We start from the raw sequence: 22,503 nt of genomic DNA on the forward strand, positions 1-22,503 counted from the left end.
CTTCGGCGTCCCCGGGGGGTGAAGCCCCAGATCCACACGTACCGTCGATCCCATGGCCCACACCGACGCCCCCGTCTCCGTGCCGACGGCGACCGGCCTCACCGCCGCCGAGGTCGCGGACCGGGTCGCGCGCGGTCAGGTGAACGACGTACCCGTCCGCAGCAGCCGCTCCGTGGGCGAGATCGTCCGGGCGAACGTCTTCACCCGGTTCAACGCGATCATCGGCGTCCTCTGGGTGGTCATGCTGTTCGTCGCGCCCATCCAGGACGGCCTGTTCGGCTTCGTCATCCTCGCCAACACCGGCATTGGCATCATCCAGGAGTGGCGGGCGAAGCAGACCCTGGACTCCCTCGCGGTCGTCGGCGAGGCCCGGCCCACCGTCCGCCGCGACGGCACCGCCGTCGAGGTCTCCACCTCCGCACTCGTCCTGGACGACCTCATCGAGATCGGCCCCGGGGACAAAATCGCCGTGGACGGGGTGTGCGCCGAGGCGGACGGGCTGGAGATCGACGAGTCACTGCTCACCGGCGAGGCCGACCCCGTCGTCAAACGGCCGGGCGACCAGGTCATGTCGGGCAGCTTCGTGGTGGCCGGCGGCGGCGCCTTCCAGGCCACGAAGGTCGGCCGGGAGGCCTACGCCGCCCAGCTCGCGGAGGAGGCCTCCCGCTTCACGCTCGTCCACTCCGAGCTGCGCTCCGGCATCTCCACGATCCTCAAGTACGTGACCTGGATGATGGTCCCGGCCGCGATCGGCCTGGTCGTCACACAGCTCTTCGTCAAGAACAACGACCTCAAGGAGTCCATCGCCCGCACCGTCGGAGGCATCGTCCCGATGGTCCCCGAGGGGCTCGTCCTGCTCACCTCGGTCGCCTTCGCGATCGGCGTCATCCGACTCGGCCGAAAACAGTGCCTGGTGCAGGAGCTGCCGGCCATCGAGGGCCTCGCCCGCGTCGACACCGTCTGCCTGGACAAGACCGGCACGCTCACCGAGGGCGGCATGGACGTCACCGGGCTGAACACCCTCGACGGCTACGACGAGGCGTACGTACGCCGGGTGCTCGGGGCCCTCGGCGAGTCCGACCCGAGGCCGAACGCCTCGCTCCAGGCGATCATCGACGCCTACCCGGACGCCGAGGACTGGCGCTGCACCGAGTCCCTGCCCTTCTCCTCCGCCCGCAAGTACAGCGGCGCCAGTCTCAGCGAGGGCAACGGGGAGAACGGCACCTGGCTGCTGGGGGCACCCGACGTGCTGCTGCCCGACGACGATCCCGCCCTCGCCGAGACCGAGCGGCTCAACGAGCAGGGCCTGCGGGTGCTGCTGCTGGCCCGCGCCGCCCGCGACCTCGACGACCCCGAACCCGCACGCGGCGCCAAGCCCGCCGCACTCGTCGTACTCGAACAGCGGCTGCGGCCGGACGCCGCCGACACCCTGCGCTACTTCGCCGAGCAGGACGTCCGCGCCAAAATCATCTCCGGCGACAACGCGGTGTCGGTGGGGGCGGTGGCCGCGAAGCTCGGGCTGGACGGCCGTACGGTCGACGCGCGCCGGCTGCCCGCCGAGCCGGAGGGCATGGGCCGGGCCCTGGACGAGGGAACGGTGTTCGGCCGGGTCACCCCGCAGCAGAAGCGGGACATCGTCGGCGCGCTCCAGTCGCGCGGGCACACGGTCGCGATGACCGGGGACGGAGTCAACGACGTCCTCGCGCTGAAGGACGCCGACATCGGCGTCGCGATGGGCTCGGGCTCCGAGGCCACCCGGGCAGTCGCGCAGATCGTGCTGCTGAACAACAGCTTCGCGACCCTGCCGTCGGTGGTGGCGGAGGGCCGGCGGGTCATCGGCAACATCACGCGCGTCGCGACCCTGTTCCTGGTGAAGACGGTCTACTCGGTGCTGCTGGCCCTGCTGGTGGTCTGCTGGCAGGTCGAATACCCCTTCCTGCCCCGGCACCTGACGCTGCTGTCCACCCTCACGATCGGCATCCCGGCCTTCTTCCTCGCCCTCGCCCCCAACACCGAACGGGCCCGGCCGCACTTCGTACGACGCGTGATGCGGTACTCGATCCCCGGCGGGGTGCTGGCCGGGATCGCGACCTTCGCCACCTACCTGGTCGCCCGTCACCACTACACCGGTGCGGGCTCCTTGGAGGCCGAGACCAGTGCGGCGACCCTCACGCTGTTCCTGATCTCGATGTGGGTGCTGGCGATCATCGCCCGCCCCTACACCTGGTGGCGGGTGCTGCTGGTGGCCTCGATGGGCGCAGCGTTCGTGCTGGTGCTGGTGGTCCCGTGGCTTCAGGACTTCTTCGCCCTGAAGCTGGTCGGGATGACCATGCCGTGGATCGCGGTGGGGGTGGCGGCGGTGGCGGCGGTCGCCCTGGAGATCTCCTGGAAATGGGTCGACCGCCGTTTCCCTGCCTAGCTAACTAGCTGGCTTGTCACTTGACGTCGACGAAGTCGCCCGCCGCGCTGACCGCCGGGGTCGTCGTGGTGCCGGCGAAGCTGTAGCGGTAGTAGCCGTCGGCGGCGGCCTTGACCGTGGTCTTCAGGGCGCCGGTCGAGCTGGTCTTCACGGTCTTGACCGTGGTGTAGGTGGTGCTGCCCTTCTTCTTGAACTGGAGCTTCACCGGCTGGGCCGCGTAGCCGCCGAGCTTGTTGGTGTCCCAGTTGGCGCGGGTCAGCTTGCCCGTGATGGTGAGGGTCTTGCCCTTCTTCACCGGCTCGGGCGTGGCGTCGGCCGTCAGCTGCGCCTGGCGCTGCACGTTGACCGCGCCCAGGTTGCTCTGCCACTTCAGGTCGGTCTCGGCGGCGGCGTCGTGCGGGAGGGCGAGAGCGCCCACCTTCCAGGTGCCGGCCTGGCTGTTGGCCAGGTCGTCGTACGCGCTGGAGACGGTGGGACGGAACTGGATCTTGGCGGTGCAGCTGAGGACCGTCGTGGAGACGGTCTTGCAGGTGCCCGGCTCGTCACCGGCGATGATCTGGGAGTTCGCGCCGAGCGAGGCACCCCGGTAGAGCATCGGACCGCTGTCGAAGGAGCTCGCGCTGAGGCTCGCGGGCTTCGTCACGGTGTACGTGGCGGTGACGGTGACCTTGGCCGAGGGGCCGACCACGACGGCCTTGCCCGCGTTGACCTTCATGGCGGAGAAGGTGACGTTCGGCGCCGCCGTCGGAGCGGCCTGGGCGGCCGGGACGGCGAGGGCGGAGAGAGCGAGGGCGCCGGAGGAGGCGACCACGAGGGCGCGTATGCGCATGTGCGTTCCCCAGATGGAGGAGAGATCTCGGAGTCTGTTGACTCATCGGATGAGATCCATGACGGATGGCGCCGGTTGTACGGCGCGAGGTAAGAACCGGGGAAGAGCGGCGAACGGCCGGCCCCGGAGTTCCGGAGCCGGCCGCTCTTGCTACGGCGTCTTGTCTCGGTGCTTTGTCTTGGTGCTTTTGTTTTGCTCGGTGCTTTGTCTCGGCGTCTTACTTGACGTCGATGAAGTCACCCGCGGCCTTGACCGCCGGGGCGGTCGTGGTGCCGACGAAGCTGTAGCGGTAGTAGCCGTCCACGCCCGCCTTGACGGTGGTCTTCAGCGCGCCGGTCGAGGTGGTCTTGACCGACTTCACCGTGGTGTAGGTGGTGGAGTTCTTCTTGCGGAACTGGAGCTGGGCGTAGACGCCGGAGTAGCCGGTGTACTTGCCGCTGTCCCAGTTGGCACGGGTCAGGCTGCCCGTGACGGTGATGGTCTTGCCCTTCTTCACCGGCTCCGGCGCGGCGTTGACCGTCAGCCTGGACAGCCGCTGGAGCTTGGTGGTGGCCAGGGCGTCGCCCTCGGCGTAACCGACCTTGGTCCAGTCGATGTCGTCGGTGGTGTACGGGTCGACGTCGTTCCAGTCGATGACGTAGCCGAGCGCCTTCCACGTGGTGGCGTCGGCGTTGAGCAGCTCCTCATCCGGGTAGATGTCGAGGGTGCCCTTGCAACTGGCGACCGTGGCCGAGGTGTTGGTGCAGGCCGGCCAGTCGTCGCCGACCAGGATGTTGGCCGGGCTGCTGTACGAACCGCGGTAGATGACCAGGTCCAGCTCGGTGTCGTCGGCGGTGACGTCGACGTCCGCGCCGTGCGTGACCGTGAAGGTGACCGGGACCGTGACCTTGGCGCTGGTGCCCGCGACGATCGGCTTGCCGCTGTTGATCTTGACGTTGCCGAACTTGGCGTCCAGCGCGTACGGGGTGCCGGTGTCGGCGGTGGCGCCGGTGAAGGCGTTCTTGCCGGAGGTGGCCGCGTGAAGGGCCTTCAGGGTGTCGACGGGGTTGTGCGTGTCGCTGCCGGTGGCCTGCGCGGCCGGTACGGCGAAGGCGGACAGGGCCAGGGCGCCGGTGACGGCGGCCACGGTGGCTCGTATGCGCATGAATGTCCCAAGGGGATCAAGGGGCTCTCCGGGCGGGTGCCACCAGCGAGCCCAAGTGGTCGACGAGCCTGTCGGCTCGTCTGATCAGATTCCTGAAACCGGGAAATGGTTGTACGTGAAACGACTTCCCGGACGATCGGCCGTTCCGTAGTGCGGCCGTTCCGTGGTGCGGGCGTGCCTACTTGACGTCGACGAAGTCGCTCGCGGCCGTGACCGCCGCCGTGGTCGTGTTGCCCACGAAGGCGTAGCGGTAGTTGCCGTCCGCCGTCGCCTTCACGGTGGTCTTCAGACCGCCGGTGGAGGTCGTCCTGACGGTCTTCAGGGTGCTCCACTTGGTGGAGCCCTTCTTCTTGTACTGGAGCTGCACCGACTGGGCGCCGTAGCCGCCGAACTTGAGCGTCTCCCAGTTGGCACGGGTGAGGGAGCCCGTCACGGTGATCGTCTTGCCCTTCTTCACGGGCTCCGGCGTCGCGTTGACCGTCAGCTTGGAGACGCGCTGGAAGTGGAAGGAACCGGCCTTCTCCTTCCACACGAAGTCGCCGTCGGCCGCGTCGATCCACGCGTCGACGTACCAGGTGCCGGCGTTCTTGTTGCTGAAGTAGTCGGTCCTCGGGTCCACCTTCACGGAGGCGGTGCACGTGGAGGTGGTGGCGTTGACCTTCTTGCAGGTCGGCGTGCCGGTCATCTCGAAGCCGTAGTCGGGGCCCGTCAGCGTGAAGTGCTCGGCGCTCTTGATGCCGGAGTCGTCCGTGGCGGTCACGCTGATGGAGATGGTCTTCGCCGCGTTGGTGGAGACGGGCACCTTGTTGTCACCGTCGACGACGACCTTGGTGATCCGGGTGTCGCCGACACCGCCGTCGCTGGGCGCGGCCTGTGCGGCCGGAACGGCCAGACCGGCGAGGGCCAGAGCGCCGAAGGAGACGGCGGCGGTGGCGCGGATGCGCATAGGTTTTCCCCCCGTTGAAATCGCTTTCACGGGAAGAGACTCGTACCCCAGTCCGACGGTTGCACGTTCGATGGAGAAATTGCGCGGAAGATGTGAGCGCCCCCGCGGAAGCCCGCGAGGGCGCTCGATCCGGACCGTGCCGTGCCGTGCCGTGCCGTGCCGTGGTCAGTCGAACCAGCGGTCGCGGGCCAGTTCCGCGGTCCGTGACGGGTCCTCCAGCAGGGCGGCGACCTCGAAGCGGCGCGGCCACTGCCTCGCCGCCCAGGCGAGTCCGGCGGCGACGCCCTCCAGGGTCGCGGCGTGCAGCACGCCGTCGTCGGTCAGCCGCCAGTCGATCTCCACGCCGTCGACGACGAGTTCCTCGTGTTCGACGTACGTGTCGGGCGTGCGCGGCCCGAGCAGCACACGCACCGACTCCGGTACGTCGTGCTCGACGCCCTCGGAGTCGATCCGCCCGGTCACGGACTCGCTGAGCCGCCGCACCTGGAACAGCTCGGCCAGTCCGGCGGCCCGGGACGGCCGTACCGGAAGCAGCGGCACACCCTCGGTGAAGGGCAGCAGATCGGGCGAGTCGACGACGACGGCGTCGGCCGCGTCCACGACCTCGACCTGTCCGTCGACGACCGCCCGCAGCTCGTCCGGGAGGGTCACCCGTTCGGGATCCAGCTCGGCCAACGCGCCGTAGAGCCCGTGCAGTTGAGCGGCCGTGACGGGGCGTTCCGGGTCGGCGAGGCGGTCCAGGAGTTCGGCCGCGCCGCCGGGCTCGTCGAGGAGCGCGGCCACGGAGGTCCGCACGCCGAGGGCGCGCAGCACCTGCTCGTCGTCGAAGCCGGTGGCGTCGGCCTCCTCGTACAGCCCGTGCAGGAGCGGATCCCCGCCGGCCGCCAGCAGACCGGCCGGACGGCGGCCGTCGAGCACCGGGTTCCCGCGCAGCCACCAGGCGGTGTACGGCCTGACGGCCTCGTGGGTGCCGTCGGGCAGCAGGATCCGGACGGGCTGGGTGAGGGCGTCCCGCAGGGGCGGCTGGGCGAGCAGCGCGAGGGCCTGCGGCCAGCGGTCGTCGTCGACGAGGTCGAGGTCGCGGACGGCGACCAGCTCGGTGGCGACCGGGGGCACCGGGCTGTCGGGGAACCGGTCGAGGATGTCCTCGCACCACACGTCGACGGCGTCCAGCAGGCCTGCGTCGTCGGGCTCGGCGAAGTCCCCCTCGCGGGGCTCCAGTTCGTCCGGGTCGAGGACTACGTCGGTGGCCCGGACGAGCGCGAAGTTCGCGAGGACGCCACAGGCGGCGAGGGGCTGCTCGCCCCACCGGTCCGCCAGTTCGGCGTCGACGTGGGCGAGTTCGTCCTCCCGGATGACGGCGGCGAACGGACTGCCCGGCAGCACCAGTTCACCGGCGGGGACGAGCTCTCCCTCCTCGTCGGGCAGCGCGAGGGCGCCGAGCCAGGGTTCGTCGCCCGGCTCCAGGCCCGCGTCGCGGACCAACGCGAGCACGGTGTCGGCGAGCTCCTCGGCGTCCGGGGTGTCCTGGTCGTCCCAGGCGCCGCCGTCGTCGTCCAGGGACGCGGCGACGGCGGCCCGCACCTGCGGGGTGGTCAGGACGGCGCGGGGGGTGGCGGGCAGGGCGCCGAGCTTCTCCAGGAGGGGATGCGCGGCGTCCTGGTGGGCGACCTTGAGGCCGAGGCGGGCGAGCACCTCCGGGTCGGGGCCGGCCGCGTCCGCCGTGGGCAGCAGCACCTGGCGGGGACCGATGGCGGTCCGCACTCCCCCGGCGCCGAAACCCTGGGAGGCGCCCCCGGCCAGCGGCACCGGCAGCCCGGAGAGCCGGTCCGGGTCGACGCCGGCGAGGGTGTCGTAGAGCCGGTACCACCACTCCGGGTCCTTCTCCAGGCCGGCCAGCCGGTCCACGGCGTCGGCGAGCGGGATCCGGGCGACGCCGAGCGTGCGCAGCTCGACGCGCCGCTCCAGCCCGGCGGGCAGCAGGGTGGGCAGCACCTCCGCCAGCACCCGCACGGTGTCGGCGCCGGCGCCCTCGACGACCTCGGCGTCCCGCGGACGGAGGGCTTCCGGGAACGCGACCGCGTCGTCGCCCTTGTCCTCGTCCTCGGGGACGGGCCGGACGGCGGGCGGCAGGAACGCGGTCCGCGGCAGCCGCTCCAGGATCGCCTGGCGCAGCGCCCCGTCGAGCTCCCCCTTGCCCAGCGGCCCGGGCACCAGGTCGATGATCCCGGCGCCCACCGGCCGCCAGCCGGCGAGGAGTTCGACGTACGCGTCCGCCGCGCGCTGCACCAGGTGGTCGGTGAGCGGGCCGGGGGCGACGTGCCGGCGGGTGGTGTCGAGCGGGAAGGAGGCGATGAGCAGGGCGGGGACGCCGAGGGGCTCGTCGCTGGGGGTGGGGGCGTGCAGAACGGGGGTGGTGCGGGGCCGGGCGGGCGAACCGTCGTCGTCGACCGGTACGGCCCAGGTGACCGACCAGTGGGGGCGCAGCCGCTCCTCCACCGGGCGGTCGACGAGGAGGTCGGGCGTGAGGGGGCCGTGCGCCGCGACGACGCGCCAGCGGGTGGTCCCGTCCCGCGTGTCCGCCACGACCGTGAGGGTGTCGTCGTCGGCGTCGGTGTCCCGGCGCAGGACGCGGGGCGCGTCGTCGCCGATCTCGATCACGACCTCTTCCAGGCCCGGGAGGGCGAGGAGGAGGGCCTCGTCGACGCCGGCGAGGAGGCGTTCGGCGAGGTCGGCGGCGGCGGTGTCCCGCAGCGGCAGGATGACGGCCGTGTCGTACGGGTCGGGGGCGGTGCCCTGGGCGGCGAAGGGGAGCCGGAGCAGGGGCACATGGCCGTCCCGCCGCCGGATCTCGTCGCCGAGCCCCGGACTGTGCCGGGCGGTGTCGGAGGCGAGTTCGCGGGCCTCGGCCAGGTCCCAGCGGACACCGCCGTGCCGCCCGACCACGGCGGGCTCGTCGGTGACGGCGAGGACGGCGGCGAAGCCGACACCGAACCGCCCGACGGCCACGGCCGACTGCCGGGCCTCGCGCTTGGCGGAGGCGCGGAGGGTGGCGAGGGACTCCACCCCGGTGGCGTCCAGGGGTGCGCCGGTGTTGGCGGCGACGAGGACGCCGTCCCGGAGGGTGAGCCGCAGCCGTCCCGGAACGCCGGCCCTGGCGGCGGCGTCGGCGGCGTTCTGCGCGAGCTCGACGACGAGCCGGTCCCGGTACCCGCCGAGGACGAGGTCCTCCTCGGCGTTGGCGTCCTCCCGGAATCGGGCGGGGCTCGTGGCCCAGGCGTCCAGTACTCCGCGACGCAGGCGGGCCGTGCCGAAGGGGTCCGCGCCCTCGGGTGCCGGCCGCACGAACTTGCTCACGTTCACTCTCCTCATCGGCGTGGGCTCGAAGGTACCGCGCGACGGAGTGACGGCAGAACGCCCCGCGAAGCCGTGCCCGGACCCCGGCCACCCCTCACATCACAATCACACAACGACTACGAACCCCGACCGGCGAGCAGGGCGGAGCCGGGCCCCGCGCGGCCCCTCCGGGGACATCGTGAGGTCCCCCCGGTCGGTCCCGGGGCCCTGGGAGCGGCCCCGGGAGGCTCAGGGAGACCCCTGGGAGCAGCCCCGGGAGGCTCAGGGGGAGCGGCCCCGGAGGACCGAGGGACCCCGGCGGGAGTCAGATGACACCAGGGCGGCCCACCAGGCCCCGGAGCCTGTGTCAGGGCGCTCCAGGGGCCAGTGCCAGCCGGCGGCCGGGCCGCGGGAGGCCCGAGGAGCCGGTGACACCGGGGACCAGGGGCCGGTCCCCCACTTGGGCGGGACCTACGGGCGGGGCCTGCGGGCGGGACCTAGGAGTGGCCCAGTTCCGCCGTGTCCTCGTCCGTCGTGTCCGGCACGGAACCCGAGTCCGGTGCCGGGCGGAGCGGGAACGGGTCGACCCGGGTCTCGTCGATCACCGGTGGCGCCGGCCGCGGGGGCGTCGGCATGACCGCCGCCTCCGAGTGGCCGCCGCAGCCGTACGCCAGGGAGACCACCCGGCCGTCGGCCGGGGAGAACTCGTTGGCGCAGACGCCGAAGGCCTGACCGAGGGAGCCGCCGATGGGAGTGAGGAAACCGCAGCTCACACAGGACGCGGGGGCCGCCTGGGCCATGGGGGTCTTGGGGCCGAAGCCGTCCTCCCAGCGGTCCGCCGCGGTGTGCAGACCGTAGCGGGACAGGACCCGGGCGCGACGCAGGCCGAGTTCCTCGGCGACGGCGGCGATGGTGCCCCGGCGCGGAGCGGCCGGGAGGGCCGCGGGCGGGGCCGGCGTCACCTCCGCGTCCTCCGCCTCCACCAGCTCGGCCATCTCCTCGGAGAGGGGCGAGTTCGGCGTCGGCTCGTCCGAGTCGAAGTAGCCCGGCTGGAGACGCGGATCGTCCTCGCCGGTGTAGCCGGGCTCCAGACGCAGGTCCTCCGCGTCCGTGGGCAGGAGGTCGCCGGGGCCCATGTCGCCGGGGCGCAGCCGGTCGCTCCACGGAACCCATTCGGGGGCCAGGACCGCGTCCGGGCCGGGCAGCAGCACCACCTCGTCGAGCGTGACGGTCTTGGCGCGCGAGGCCCGTGCCACCGTCGCCGCCCAGCGCCAGCCGCGGTAGCCCAGCTCCTTGCACTCGAAGTAGTGGGTGACCACCCGGTCGCCCTCGGAGACCAGCCCCGCATGCTCGCCCACCACGCCGGGGGCGGCTGCCTCCTCGGCTGCGGCGCGTGCGAGGTCGACGGCCTCGGCGCACAGGCGGTCGGGGGTGCGGCTTCGCGTGGTCGCTGCGCTCACAGGTATCGCTTCTCTCCTACGCCGTCTCTCGGTGCGCCGGCCTGAAGGCGGCGGGTGCGGACGGAGCGGCTGGGGTTACCTCCCAGGCTCTTCAAGCACTGGGGGAGTGCCGCGTCGACGTCCGCGCCCGATCGCGCTCGGGCGCACCTGCTGTCATCCATTCTGCGGGATGGCCGGGAGGCGCGCGGCCGAGAACAATCGCCACGGCGCGCTACGCACGCTACCTGCTCGCGGACGCTCGGCCTACACCGACGGGACGTTTCCCGCTCACAGAAGCCGACGAACCGCCGTCGAATCCCCTCCGGACCGGCCCGTCGCGGCGACGATCACACGCCCATACGCGCGGTAACCGCACTACGTACCGCTTTTCCGGGGCACTATGACGGGGTGGCAGCCGCGAGGACACCCCAGGGCGCCACCGGGATCGGTGCGACGAAGGGGAACAAGGGGAGGAGCCGGGTGAGCGGTTCGGGCCGGATGAGCGGGTCCGTCCGCGCGGTCGGCCGTGCCCTGCACTTCCCCTTCACCGGAACCGCCCGCGGCATCCGGAAGGCCACCCACGCGCACGGCGCCGGCGAGTCCGGCCTCGGCAAGCTGATCGAGCTGCACGGCGTGAACGGCGCCGGCGATGTCATGATCACCATCGCGCTCGCCTCCACCGTGTTCTTCTCGGTGCCCACGGACGAGGCCCGCGGTCGCGTCGCGCTGTACCTCGCCATCACCATGGCCCCCTTCACCGTCCTCGCCCCCGTGATCGGCCCCCTGCTCGACCGGCTCCCGCACGGGCGGCGCGCCGCCATGGCCGGGTCCATGCTCGCCAGGGCGCTCCTCGCGCTCGTGCTGTCCGGCGCCGTCGCCACCGGCAGCATCGAGTTGTATCCGGCCGCGCTGGGCGTGCTCGTCTCCTCCAAGGCGTACGGGGTGGTCAGAAGCGCCGTGGTGCCCCGGCTGCTGCCACCCGGGTTCTCCCTGGTCAAGGCCAACTCACGGGTCACCCTGGGCGGTCTCCTCGCCACCGGGATCGCCGCGCCCGTCGGGGCGGGGCTCCAGGCCCTCGGGCCGCGCTACCCGCTCTACGGCGCCTTCGTGATCTTCGTGGCCGGTACGTTCCTGTCCTTCTCGCTGCCCCGCAAGGTCGACTCCGCCAAGGGCGAGGCCGTCGCGCTGCTCGCCGCCGACGAACAGCACCTGCACGGCCCGCACCGGCAGCCGGTGAAGCGGCCGGGCCTGCGGACCGTCGGCATCGCCGTCACCCACGCCCTCGGCGCCAACGCGGCCCTGCGCTGGCTGTCCGGGTTCCTGACCTTCTTCCTGGCGTTCCTGCTGCGCGAGCACCCGCTGACCGGGCAGAGCGCGGCCGTGTCGCTGGGCATGGTGGCGGTGTCGGCGGGCGTGGGCAACGCGCTCGGTACGGCGGTGGGGGCGTGGCTGCGCTCCAAGGCCCCGGAGCTGATCATCGTGACCGTCGTCGCCGTCGTGCTGGGCGCGGCCATCACCGCCGCGGTGTTCTTCGGGGCGTTCCTGGTGGCGTGCATGGCGGCGGTGGCCGGGTTCTCGCAGGCCCTGGCCAAGCTGTCGCTGGACGCGCTGATCCAGCGGGACGTGCCCGAGCTGGTGCGCACCTCGGCGTTCGCCCGCTCGGAGACGCTGCTCCAGGTGTGCTGGGTGTTCGGCGGCGCGGTCGGCATCGTGATGCCGCTGAACGGCGCGCTGGGCCTGTCGGTGGCCGCCGGGGTGCTCGCGCTGGGCTGGCTGACCACGGTCCGCGGTCTGCTGTCCTCGGTGCGGCACGGGAGCGGTGCGAAACCCCGCGTGGCGTAACCGCGTGGCCCGACACACGGCCAACGCCGCCCCCCACGTAAAGAGACGGCTGGACGTGCCCGATAGCCTTCCGCCATGACCACGTTGCCCCGCGGCGGAGCCGCTGATGTACCTGGCGTCGCGCGACGCCGTCGCGTCGTCGCCGCGGCCGGCGCCGTTTGTGCCGGACTGCTCGTCCTGTCGGCCTGCGACAAGCCGACCCCGCTGTCCACGATCACCGTCGGCCGCGCCTCGGTCAGCGCCGAGGCCACCTGTGGCGGGGAGGGCGACACCCTCCAGGCCGCCGCGCTGACCAAGTGCCTCGCGGACAAGGACATCAAGTCGATCACCGTCGACCCGGACGAGACCGTCCGCTTCGGCGTCGACCCCGACGTGGCCGACAAGCGCTGGACGATCCTGATGAACGGTCAGCCGCTCACCGAGGACAGCGACAAGACCTACCGCACGATCCCGGGCAGCGTGTTCTTCAACGCCCAGTACGGCGCCCAGGGCGACTCCACCCTCGTCTCCATCAAGGCCGGCGACGGGAAGAAGGACAGCCAGGGTGTGACCGGCCTGTGGTCGTTCAAGCTCAAGAAGGACGACTGACCACGTCCCGCCACCGTGTCCTCGTGGCCACCGCGGTCCCCGCCGAACGGGACGCGGTGGCTCGGGGGCTGCCCGGGCCCGGCCGTGAGGTGCGCCTGCCGGGCGTGACCCTGCACCGCACGGACGGTCCCCACGACCTTCTCGCCGCCGGGGTCGGCCCTGCCCTGGCCGCCGCCTCCGTCTCGGCCGCCCTCACGGCGGCCGCGCTGAGCGGTGCCCCCTACGGCCTCGTCGTCTCGACGGGCATCGCCGGCGGCTTCGCGCCCGCCGCCCCCGTCGGTTCCCTGGTCCTCGCCGACGAGATCACCGCCGCCGACCTGGGCGCCGAGACCGCCGACGGCTTCCTGCCCGTCACCGAGCTGGGCTTCGGCGCCGTCACCCACCGTCCGCCGGAGTCCCTCGTACGGGCGGCCGCGGCCGCCACCGGCGCCCTGACGGGCGTCGTCCTGACCGTCTCGACGGTCACCGGCAGCGCCGCCCGGGCCGCCGTCCTGCGTGAGCTGCACCCGCGCGCCCTGGCCGAGGCGATGGAGGGTTTCGGGGTCGCCGAGGCCGCCGCCGCGCACGGCGTTCCCGTGCTGGAGATCCGCGCGGTCTCCAACCCCGTCGGCCCGCGCGACCGCGACGCCTGGCGCATCGGCGCGGCGCTCGCCGCCCTGACCACGGCCTTCGGGAAGCTCACACCCGTCCTGGAGAGTTGGAACCCACATGACCGGTGACGATCTGAAGATCGCGTACTCGCCCTGCCCGAACGACACGTTCGTCTTCGACGCCCTCGCCCACGCCCGGGTGCCGGGCGCGCCGGGGCTCGACGTGACGTTCGCGGACATCGACATCACCAACGGCATGGCCGAGCGCGGCGAGTTCGACGTGCTGAAGGTGTCGTACGCCGTGCTGCCGTACGTCCTGGACACGTACGCGCTGCTGCCGTGCGGGGGCGCGCTGGGCCGGGGCTGCGGCCCGCTGGTGCTGACGAGAGAGGCCGGGACCGGGGGCGGCTCGCACGCTCTCGGCGGCGGGGCGCTGACCGGCCGCACGGTCGCCGTGCCCAGCGAGCGGTCGACGGCGTACCTGCTGTTCCGGCTCTGGGCGGCGGAGCTGGTGCCGGGGGGCGTCGGCGAGATCGTCGTCATGCCGTTCCACGAGATCATGCCGGCCGTGCGGGACGGGAAGGTCGACGCGGGGTTGGTGATCCACGAGGCCCGCTTCACCTACCGCGACTACGGGCTGCACAAGCTCGCGGACATGGGCGAGTACTGGGAGTCCACGACCGGGCTGCCGATCCCGCTCGGCGCCATCATCGCCAAGCGCTCACTGGGCGCGCAGACCCTCACCCGGCTCGCCGACTCGATCCGCGCCTCCGTACGCGCCGCCCGGGACGCCCCCGAGGTCTCCCGCCCGTACGTCATGGAACACGCTCAGGAAATGGACCCGTCCGTCGCCGACCAGCACATCGGTCTGTACGTCAACGAGTTCACGGCGGATCTGGGCGAGCACGGCTATGCGGCGGTCAGGGGATTGCTGACGCGCGCGGCGGCCGAGGGACTGTTGCCGCCCCTCGGCCCGCATGCGCTCGATTTCCCGTGACGCCGTGACGGATACCGATTTTCCGTCGGCCGTTACCGGTCAGACGTCCAACTGGTCGGCGACCGCGCGCAGCAGACCGGCGATCTGCTTGCCGGAGGTCTTCTCCGGGTAACGGCCCTTCTCGAGCATCGGCGTGATGTTCTCGAGGAGGGTGGTCAAGTCCTGGACGATGGACGCCAGTTCGTCGGGCTTCTTGCGCTGTGCGGCGGCGACCGAAGGGGTCGGGTCGAGAATGACGACGGAGAGCGCCTGGTCGCCGCGCTGTCCGGCGACGACGCCGAACTCCACTCGCTGGCCCGGCTTCAGCGCCTCGACTCCGGCAGGCAGGACGGAGGAATGGACGAAGACGTCACCGCCGTCGTCGCGGGAGAGAAAGCCGAAGCCCTTCTCACTGTTGAACCACTTGACCTTGCCGGTAGGCACGTCTGTCCTCGTCCTCGTACTCGTCGGAAAGCTGCTTCTGGACTCCGAAACAGCTCTGAACGGCTCTGGATAGCACTTGGGCGGGTCGTCCACGACCCGCCGGTACCAAGGCTAATGGTCTTCGGGCCGGTGACAAGACGTCCCCCGGTTGTTCCTTCGCGCAGGGAACTACCCTGGTCCGGTGCGTGACAAAACCCAAACGAATTCCGCCGCTCCCGGTGACCGACTGATCCGTGCCGGCGCCATCGTGTTCTTCGTCGGCGCTGTGGCCACACTGGTCACAGTCGCCCCACTGCTCCTCGATACGACGCCTTTTCCGACGTACATGTTCGGATTGAGCATGCTCATGGGCGTCGGATTCCTCGTCGCGGGCGCCGGCGTCCTGCGATCCGTCGCCGCGGGCCGGCGTCAGGCGCGGGGCGCCGCACGGTAGGCCTCGAGGTGACCGGCGAGCCAGGCCGGGAATTCGGTGAGGTCGGCGAGCACGACATCCGCACCGGCCGCCCGCAGTTCCTCCGCACCGATCGGCCCGGTCGGCACGGTCACCGACAGCGCGCCGGCGGCGCGCGCGCCGCGTACGTCGCCCACGTGGTCGCCGACGTAGACGCTCGCGCCGTGCTCTCGCAGCGCCTCCGCCTTCTGTTCGGCCCACAGATCGCCGATGACCGCGTCGGGACCGAGGCCCAGATGCTCCACCTGGAGCTCGGCGTTGGGCTGGTGCTTGGCCGTGACGATGATCGCCCGCCCGCCTGCCGCCCGCACCGCCGCGATCGACTCGCGGGCGCCGGGCAGCGCGCTCGCGCCGGTGACGCCGTGCTCGGGGTACAGCGAGCGGTACAGGTCGGCGACGGCCGCGACCCGCTCCGCCGGGTACCAGTGGGCCAGCTCGGTCTCGGGCGGCGGCCCGAGCCGGGTGACCACCAGATCGGCGTCGATGTACGTCCCCGTCCGCTCGGCGAGCGCCACATAGGTGGCGCGGATACCGGACCGGGAGTCGATGAGGGTCATGTCGAGATCGAAGCCGACGGTGAGCACGGGTGACGTCATACGGCCCATTCTGCCTGGCCGGTACACCCTTCCTACCTCGGTTTTTGTGACCGCCAGACCAGGAACAGCGCCGACGCCACGGCCGCGCCCCGGATCACCCACGGCCAGGTCTGGGCGACGGCGTCGTTCATGTGCCCGTCCGCGATGGGGTCGCCCCAGCGGCCCTCGGACCGCCCCCACAGCCAGACGAGCCCGGCCGTGAGCGCGAGCCCCGGCAGCCCCATGACGGCGAACTTCGTCTCCCGCTCGGTCAGCCGGCGCGAGGCGTAGGCGATGAGCCACCCCAGGATCAGCGCGAACCAGTTCCCGAGCACCGCGCCGACGACGAGACAGGCGGCGGCGATCAGCAGCAGGGGGTTGCTCCAGCGGGCCCGCTCGGCGGAAGGCGAACGCCGAAGGAGACGGAACCGACGCCGACGCGACCGCCCACCGCCCTCGTCCTCCCCCGACTCCCCCTCGCCCTGCCCCTCCTGCTCCTCCCGCTCCCGCTTCTCCCGCTCCTCCTCGAGCTTCCTGGGCCGCGGGGGCTTGAGCAGATCCGGGATCTCCACTCCGCCGACGAACCCCGGCACGTCCTCGCCGATGCCCAGCGGGGTCGGCTCGTTCAGCCACCAGTCAGGCGTCTCACGGCTGTCGCCCAGCTCGTGCGCGGGGGCGCGGTGCGGCGGGGACGCCGCGTCGGAGGGGGCGGCGGGGGGCGGCGCGCCGGTCCGGGGCCGCGGCACGACCCGCCGGATCCCCTTCGACCGCTCCGGCTCCTCCTCCCGGTCGCGCTGTACGGGCACGGAGGGCTCCGGCGTCTGCGGCGCGCCGCCGCCCCGGTCGGCCGCGGCCGCGACGATGTCGTCGGGACTGCCGAGGCGGTCGATGATGCGGCGGACGGCGGCGGGAGAGTCGACGGCCGCCTTCGCCCGGCGCCGGTCGATCTCGTTGCGCAGCTCGGAGACGAGCCGCATCCGCGTGGCCGACGACAACTGCCGCTGCTGCGCGACGTCCCCGACCCGGCTCAGATACTCATAGACGACTTGGTCGCTCTCGATCCCCACGGGAAGACGCTATCGCGCAGCCCCACGCAAACCGGCCCATGGACCATCGGCCGACATCAACGATCGTTCCACGAGGCCGACGATCGAGCGCCGGCCCACACCCTCCAGCCGACGCGAGACCGACGATCGAGCGCCGGCCCGCACCCTCCAGCCGACGCGACGTCGGCGATCGAGCGCCGGCCCACACCCTCCAGCCCGTCCGGCGTTTGAGGACGAGGCCCCTTCAGGGCCGAAGCGGGGGGCTGGGGGCGCAGCCCCCAGGGGACGCCAACCGCTACCGTGGGCAAGATGAGCACCGAGGACCAGCGGGCCCCCCGCTCCCTAGCGGCAGCGCTCCGCGCCCGGGACGACGCTTCCCTTGCCGCACTCCTGCGCGCCCGCCCCGACCTCATCACCCCGGTCCCCACCGACCTCACCCAGCTCGCCACCCGCGCCGGCACCCGCGCCTCCGTCGTCCGCGCGCTGGAGCGGCTCGACCGGTTCGCCCTCCAGACCGCGGAGGCGCTGGCCGTGGCCGGCGACCCTGCGACGTACCCCGAACTGCTCGGGCTGATGGCGGGCGACACCCGCGACCCGGTGGTGGCCGACGCGCTGCCCGGCGCCCTGGCGGCCCTGCGGGAACAGGCCCTGGTCTGGGGTGACGAAAGCTGCCTCCGTCTCGTCCGCACCGCCCGTGAACTGCTCGCCCCGTCCGCGCAGCACCCGTCCCCGACGGGGCTCGGGCCGAGCGTGCGGGAGGCGACGGCGGGCATGTCACCGGGCCGGATCCAGGAGTTGGTGGCGACGGCCGGGCTGCCGTCCACGCACGACTCGGTGTCCGCAGTCGGCGCGCTCACCGCCCTGTTCACCCACCGCAAGAAGATGACCGCCCTGCTCGCGAGCGCGCCCGCCGACTCCGTCGACATCCTGAAGCGGCTGATGTGGGGGCCTCCGTACGGGCAGGTCACGGCCGATCCGGCGGCGCGGCTGCGCTGGCTGCTCGATCGCGGACTGCTGCTGCCGACGGCGCCCGGGACCGTCGTACTGCCCCGCGAGGTCGCCCTGCATCTGCGCGAGGGCCGGGCGCACCGCACGGCCGAACCCGTGCCGCCCGCCGTCGAGGCGGCCGCCACGCATCCTCCACAGGTGGTGGACTCGACGGCGGCCGGGCAGGCGTACACGTCGCTGGCGACCGTGGAGGAGCTGCTGAAGGACTGGCACGAGGGCGGCCCCGCGGTCCTGCGGGCCGGCGGTCTGAGCGTGCGCGACCTCAAGCGGACGGCCGTCGCCCTCGACGTGTCCGAGCCGATGGCCGCGTTCTGGGTCGAGCTGGCGTACGCGGCCGGGCTGCTCGCCTCCGACGGGGAGGCCGACGAGCGGTACGCGGCCACCCCGGAGTACGACGACTGGCTGGAACGGCCGCCCGCCGACCGGTGGGCGCAGCTCGCGCAGGCGTGGCTGGCGGCGACCCGGACGTCCGGGGTGGTCGGCGGCCGGGATCTCAAGGAGCGGGCGCTGTCGGCGCTGGGGCCCGGCCTGGACCGGTCCGCCGCGCCCGAGGTGCGCCATCGGGTGCTGACCCTGCTGGCCGGGCTGCCCGAGGGCGCCGCACCGGACCAGGAGGCGGTGCTGGCCCGGCTGCGCTGGGAGCGGCCGCTGCGCGGACCGCAGGGCCAGCAGAGTCCGCAGGGTCAGGGTCAGGGTCACCAGAGTGCGCAGGGGTCGCAGGGCGACGACGACCTGCGGTCCCGGCTGGCCCGCTGGACCCTGATGGAGGCCGAGCTCCTGGGCGTGACCGGCCGGGGCGCGCTGTCGGCGCACGGGCGGGCCCTGCTGGGCGCAAGGTCCGCGACCAGACCGGCCGCCGCCGTCACCGCCGACGCTCGGACCGGACCGACCGGCCCGACCGGCCCCGGCGACAAGCTGCCCGCCCCGCACCGGGCGACCGCCGCCGGGTCCCCGGCCGCGTCCCTGACCGCGCCCCTCTCGCCTCCCGAGCAGGCCGTGGCCACCGCGGCCGCCGCCCGTCTGCTCGCCCCGCTGCTCCCCGAGCCCCTCGACCACGTCCTGCTCCAGGCCGACCTGACCGCGGTCGCCCCCGGGCCGCTGCGGCGCCCGCTGGCCGATGTGCTGAGCGTCCTCGCGGACGTCGAGTCCAAGGGCGGCGCGACCGTCTACCGGTTCACGCCCGGCTCGGTGCGCCGCGCCCTGGACGCCGGCCGAAGCGCCTCCGACCTGCACGCTTTCCTCACCGAGCACTCCCGTACGCCGGTGCCGCAGCCGCTGGCGTACCTCATCGACGACGTGGCCCGCCGGCACGGCCATCTGCGGGTGGGCGCGGCCTCGGCCTACGTCCGCTGCGACGACGACGCCCTGCTCAACGAGATCCTCGCCGACAAGCGCGCCGCCCCCCTGCGTCTGCGCCGCCTGGCCCCGACGGTGCTCGCGACGCAGGCCGACCCGGCGACCCTCCTCGACGGCCTGCGCTCGATGGGCTTCGCGCCCGCCGCCGAGTCGGCCGAGGGGGACGTCCTGATCAGCCGCGCCCACGCCCACCGCACCCCGCCCCGCACGGCTCCCGAGCCGGTGCCGGACGGTCCGCCGGTGCCCGACACCACCCTGCTCACCGCGGCGATCCGCGCGATCAGGGCCGGTGACCTGGCCGCCACGACCCCCCGCAAGCCGACGGAGGACGCCGCTCCGCTCGCCCCCGGCCAACTCCCCCGGACCAGCTCCGCCGAGACCCTCGCCACCGTGCAGGCCGCCGTTCTCACCGGCGAGGCCCTGTGGATCGGCTACGTCAACGCCGAGGGCACCGCCAGCCAGCGCGTCATCGCCCCGGTCCGGGTGGAGGGCGGCTTCGTGACGGCGTACGACCACACGGCGGACGAGGTCCGCACCTACCCCCTGCACCGGATCACAGGAGTGGCGGAACTGGCGGACGACTGACCCAGCCCCCGGCCGGCCGGGTCCGCCGGGCCCATGGCCGCCAGGGGCGGTGGTCGCCAAGCCGGTCGTCGTCATGTGAGGTGTCGACGGCGGGCCAGGGGTCGGTGGTTCAGCATTCTCCGACGGAGGCGTCCGCGGGGAGGCCGAAGTGGGCGCGGGCCGTGGCCTCCAAGGGGCGGGACGACATCGGGTCCTGGAGGGAGGACCTGGCGAAGGCCCCGAAGTGGGACTCCGTCCACCGCCCGTAGCCGTCGCCGTCCGGCGGCTCCTCCCGGGCGACGACCCGGTAGCCCCCGGCGGCCGCGTCGTCCCGCTCCAGCCGCACCACCTGCGGATACTGTCCGGCCCCGCACTCGACCAGGCTGTCGTCCTGCACCCCGTACTCGACGCACAGCGTGTTGACGCCCGCCCGCACCTCGCCCGCGTGCTCCTCCAGTTCGAGCGCCTTCGCCTGGCAGAACCAGCGCGCCTCGATCGCGGGCACCGTCTCGCCGTAGCCGCTCCCCCGCGACTCCGCCGCGATCCTGGCCTCGATCACCGGCCGCACCTCGCTCCACAGCCGCCCATCGATGTCCGCGGGCCACATCACCCAGGTGCCCGTGGCCGCCAGCACCGCCGCGGCTCCCACGCCGACCGCACCCCTGCGGAACGACAGGACCGACATACCGTGACTCCCCACCGCGTCGCGTCCATCGCGCTGCTCCCACGGTCAGACCCACGAACGCAGGTCAGGGTTGCGCAGGGCCGCCGGGAAGAAGCGGACCACCGCCACGGCGGTCCGTACGGCACACTGGAGGTTTGGCCCGTGCGGAAGGGATGGCGTACGTGAACGGACCGCTGATCGTCCAGTCGGACAAGACTCTGCTCCTGGAGGTCGACCACGAGCAGGCGGACGACTGCCGTCGTGCCATCGCGCCGTTCGCGGAGCTGGAACGGGCGCCGGAGCACATCCACACCTACCGGCTGACCCCGCTGGGCCTGTGGAACGCGCGGGCCGCCGGGCACGACGCCGAGCAGGTCGTGGACGCGCTCGTGCAGTACAGCCGCTACCCGGTGCCGCACGCGCTGCTCGTCGACATCGCCGAGACGATGGACCGCTACGGCCGTCTGACGTTGAGCAAGCACCCGGCGCACGGGCTCGTGCTCACCACCACCGACCGGCCGGTGCTGGAGGAGATCCTGCGCTCCAAGCGGGTCGCTCCGCTGGTCGGCGTCCGGATCGACCCGGACAGCGTCGCCGTGCACCCCTCCGAGCGCGGGCAGATCAAGCAGACGCTGCTGAAGCTGGGCTGGCCGGCCGAGGACCTCGCGGGATACGTCGACGGCGAGGCCCACCCGATCGAGCTGGACGAGGACGGCTGGGCGCTGCGGCCCTACCAGAAGCAGGCGGTGGAGAACTTCTGGCACGGCGGCAGCGGCGTCGTGGTGCTGCCGTGCGGTGCGGGCAAGACCCTCGTCGGCGCCGGGGCGATGGCCCAGGCGAAGTCGACCACGCTGATCCTCGTCACGAACACCGTCTCCGCGCGCCAGTGGAAGCACGAGCTGGTGAAGCGGACGTCGCTGACCGAGGAGGAGATCGGCGAGTACAGCGGGACGCGGAAGGAGATCCGGCCCGTCACCATCGCCACGTACCAGGTGCTGACGACCCGGCGGAAGGGCGTCTACCCGCACCTGGAGCTGTTCGACTCCCGGGACTGGGGGCTCATCCTCTACGACGAGGTGCACCTGCTGCCCGCGCCCGTCTTCAAGTTCACGGCGGATCTCCAGGCGCGCCGCCGCCTCGGCCTGACCGCGACCCTCGTCCGCGAGGACGGCCGTGAGTCGGACGTGTTCTCCCTGATCGGGCCGAAGCGGTTCGACGCGCCGTGGAAGGAGATCGAGGCGCAGGGCTACATCGCGCCCGCCGACTGCGTCGAGGTCCGGGTCAACCTGACGGACTCCGAGCGGCTGGCGTACGCGACCGCCGAGGCGGAGGAGAAGTACCGCTTCTGCGCGACGACGGCGACGAAGCGGAAGGTGACGGAGGCGCTCGTCCGCCGCTTCGCCGGGCAGCAGATCCTGGTCATCGGCCAGTACATCGACCAGCTGGACGAGCTGGGCGAGCACCTGAACGCCCCGGTGATCAAGGGCGAGACCACCAACGCGCAGCGCGAGAAGCTCTTCGGCGCCTTCCGGGAGGGCGAGATCAGCGTGCTGGTGGTGTCCAAGGTCGCGAACTTCTCGATCGACCTGCCGGAGGCCACGGTCGCCATCCAGGTCTCGGGCACCTTCGGCTCCCGCCAGGAGGAGGCCCAGCGCCTGGGCCGTGTCCTGCGCCCGAAGGCGGACGGTCACCAGGCCCACTTCTACTCGGTGGTGGCACGGGACACCCTCGACCAGGACTTCGCGGCGCACCGCCAGCGCTTCCTGGCGGAACAGGGCTACGCGTACCGGATCATGGACGCGGACGAGCTGCTCGCGGGTGAGGCCTGAGTCACCTGCGGCGGCGGACGCCCGCTTCCTCGCCGTACTCGCCCAGGATGATCACGTCGAAGGCGGCGCGCACGAAGACCTTCATGGCTCGCAGGGCGTCGCCGAGGCGGTGGCGGTGCGTGTCGGACAGGGAGGTCGCGCCGGACGGGCGACCGGGGGCCGGGGTGAAGGTCGCTGCACTCATGTCTCCATGATGGGCTCCGGGGCATAAAGCGGGCATCGGCCCCAGGTCCCCGTTCGGCGTACTCCTCGGGTACCCCTGCGGGCGGGGTCTCCCCTACGGGACGGAGGGCCGCGGGGCAGGGGTGCGGAGAGGTCGCACGGGCCCGGAGAGGGGTTCCGCCGAGGGCGCGGCCGGATAAATGCGTTGGCACGCGCCTTCCCCGTTCACCTACAATCTCCGCTCTTGCCCGCCTCCCTTCCCGGAGTGCCGCCGTCCGGACGGAAACCGGACGGA

General features: G+C 72.7%; 18 protein-coding genes. 8 read left to right on the forward strand and 10 right to left on the reverse strand.

The annotated features are described in order from the left end of the window. The first annotated feature begins 52 nt into the window (after window positions 1-52). Window positions 53-2,419 (forward strand): HAD-IC family P-type ATPase, encoded by a 2,367-nt coding sequence (locus ACIRPU_RS20480; RefSeq protein WP_403869079.1) that lies wholly within the window; start codon window positions 53-55, stop codon window positions 2,417-2,419. Window positions 2,420-2,435: 16 nt separating this feature from the next. On the opposite strand, the gene ACIRPU_RS20485 is transcribed toward ACIRPU_RS20480, so the two are convergent. The 5 genes from ACIRPU_RS20485 to ACIRPU_RS20505 all read right to left on the reverse strand — a co-directional run bounded on the left by ACIRPU_RS20485 (window position 2,436) and on the right by ACIRPU_RS20505 (window position 10,134). Next, a complete protein-coding gene (locus tag ACIRPU_RS20485; protein ID WP_403869082.1) occupies window positions 2,436-3,248 on the reverse strand; it encodes a hypothetical protein in 813 nt (270 codons plus the stop codon). 217 nt (window positions 3,249-3,465) lie between these two features. Continuing rightward, window positions 3,466-4,392, reverse strand: coding sequence for a hypothetical protein (locus ACIRPU_RS20490; protein ID WP_403869085.1), 927 nt, complete (start codon window positions 4,390-4,392; stop codon window positions 3,466-3,468). 178 nt (window positions 4,393-4,570) lie between these two features. After that, window positions 4,571-5,338, reverse strand: a complete 768-nt coding sequence (locus ACIRPU_RS20495) for a calcium-binding protein (protein ID WP_403869088.1) — start codon at window positions 5,336-5,338, stop codon at window positions 4,571-4,573. Between the two features lie 165 nt (window positions 5,339-5,503). Further along, window positions 5,504-8,695, reverse strand: coding sequence for a sacsin N-terminal ATP-binding-like domain-containing protein (locus ACIRPU_RS20500; protein ID WP_403869091.1), 3,192 nt, complete (start codon window positions 8,693-8,695; stop codon window positions 5,504-5,506). Window positions 8,696-9,171: 476 nt separating this feature from the next. Beyond that, entirely contained in the window at window positions 9,172-10,134 is a 963-nt protein-coding gene (locus ACIRPU_RS20505; RefSeq protein ID WP_403869094.1) for a DUF3027 domain-containing protein, read from the reverse strand. Between the two features lie 387 nt (window positions 10,135-10,521). Here ACIRPU_RS20505 and ACIRPU_RS20510 point away from each other — a divergent pair, with 387 nt between their 5' ends. The 4 genes from ACIRPU_RS20510 (at window position 10,522) to ACIRPU_RS20525 (ending at window position 14,130) form a co-directional block, all read left to right on the forward strand. Further along, a complete protein-coding gene (locus tag ACIRPU_RS20510; protein WP_403869096.1) occupies window positions 10,522-11,955 on the forward strand; it encodes an MFS transporter in 1,434 nt (477 codons plus the stop codon). A gap of 75 nt (window positions 11,956-12,030) precedes the next feature. After that, window positions 12,031-12,543 carry a DUF2771 domain-containing protein gene (locus ACIRPU_RS20515; protein ID WP_384108692.1) on the forward strand — a complete coding sequence of 171 codons (513 nt, stop codon included), beginning with the start codon at window positions 12,031-12,033 and terminating at the stop codon, window positions 12,541-12,543. Continuing rightward, window positions 12,540-13,262 (forward strand): futalosine hydrolase, encoded by a 723-nt coding sequence (locus tag ACIRPU_RS20520; RefSeq protein WP_403869500.1) that lies wholly within the window; start codon window positions 12,540-12,542, stop codon window positions 13,260-13,262. Before ACIRPU_RS20515 ends, ACIRPU_RS20520 begins: the two co-directional genes overlap by 4 nt. Continuing rightward, the gene (locus tag ACIRPU_RS20525) at window positions 13,252-14,130 is read left to right on the forward strand and encodes a 1,4-dihydroxy-6-naphthoate synthase (RefSeq protein WP_403869099.1); all 879 of its coding nucleotides are present in this window, start codon (window positions 13,252-13,254) and stop codon (window positions 14,128-14,130) included. The genes ACIRPU_RS20520 and ACIRPU_RS20525 overlap by 11 nt, the downstream gene beginning before the upstream one ends. A gap of 39 nt (window positions 14,131-14,169) precedes the next feature. On the opposite strand, the gene ACIRPU_RS20530 is transcribed toward ACIRPU_RS20525, so the two are convergent. Next, entirely contained in the window at window positions 14,170-14,553 is a 384-nt protein-coding gene (locus tag ACIRPU_RS20530; protein WP_020130260.1) for a cold-shock protein, read from the reverse strand. Between the two features lie 181 nt (window positions 14,554-14,734). On the opposite strand from ACIRPU_RS20530, the gene ACIRPU_RS20535 reads away from it, so the two are divergent. Beyond that, window positions 14,735-14,986, forward strand: coding sequence for a hypothetical protein (locus tag ACIRPU_RS20535; RefSeq protein WP_355706862.1), 252 nt, complete (start codon window positions 14,735-14,737; stop codon window positions 14,984-14,986). On the opposite strand, the gene ACIRPU_RS20540 is transcribed toward ACIRPU_RS20535, so the two are convergent. Both ACIRPU_RS20540 and ACIRPU_RS20545 read right to left on the reverse strand, forming a co-directional pair. After that, window positions 14,962-15,609, reverse strand: coding sequence for an HAD family hydrolase (locus ACIRPU_RS20540; protein WP_403869103.1), 648 nt, complete (start codon window positions 15,607-15,609; stop codon window positions 14,962-14,964). The two genes, ACIRPU_RS20535 and ACIRPU_RS20540, sit on opposite strands and share 25 nt — an antisense overlap. 23 nt (window positions 15,610-15,632) lie before the next feature. Beyond that, window positions 15,633-16,646 (reverse strand): hypothetical protein, encoded by a 1,014-nt coding sequence (locus tag ACIRPU_RS20545; protein WP_403869106.1) that lies wholly within the window; start codon window positions 16,644-16,646, stop codon window positions 15,633-15,635. A 288-nt stretch (window positions 16,647-16,934) separates the two neighbouring features. On the opposite strand from ACIRPU_RS20545, the gene ACIRPU_RS20550 reads away from it, so the two are divergent. Further along, window positions 16,935-19,574 (forward strand): helicase-associated domain-containing protein, encoded by a 2,640-nt coding sequence (locus ACIRPU_RS20550; protein WP_403869109.1) that lies wholly within the window; start codon window positions 16,935-16,937, stop codon window positions 19,572-19,574. A gap of 109 nt (window positions 19,575-19,683) precedes the next feature. On the opposite strand, the gene ACIRPU_RS20555 is transcribed toward ACIRPU_RS20550, so the two are convergent. Beyond that, entirely contained in the window at window positions 19,684-20,238 is a 555-nt protein-coding gene (locus ACIRPU_RS20555; RefSeq protein ID WP_403869112.1) for a hypothetical protein, read from the reverse strand. A 161-nt stretch (window positions 20,239-20,399) separates the two neighbouring features. Here ACIRPU_RS20555 and ACIRPU_RS20560 point away from each other — a divergent pair, with 161 nt between their 5' ends. Further along, window positions 20,400-22,046: a DNA repair helicase XPB gene (locus ACIRPU_RS20560; RefSeq protein WP_355706021.1), complete on the forward strand. Its 1,647-nt coding sequence runs from the start codon at window positions 20,400-20,402 to the stop codon at window positions 22,044-22,046. A 1-nt stretch (window position 22,047) separates the two neighbouring features. On the opposite strand, the gene ACIRPU_RS20565 is transcribed toward ACIRPU_RS20560, so the two are convergent. Continuing rightward, window positions 22,048-22,230: a hypothetical protein gene (locus tag ACIRPU_RS20565; RefSeq protein ID WP_403869115.1), complete on the reverse strand. Its 183-nt coding sequence runs from the start codon at window positions 22,228-22,230 to the stop codon at window positions 22,048-22,050. Window positions 22,231-22,503: the final 273 nt, after the last annotated feature.

The organism is Streptomyces sp. NPDC102259 (assembly GCF_044766465.1).
Lineage (GTDB): Bacteria > Actinomycetota > Actinomycetes > Streptomycetales > Streptomycetaceae > Streptomyces.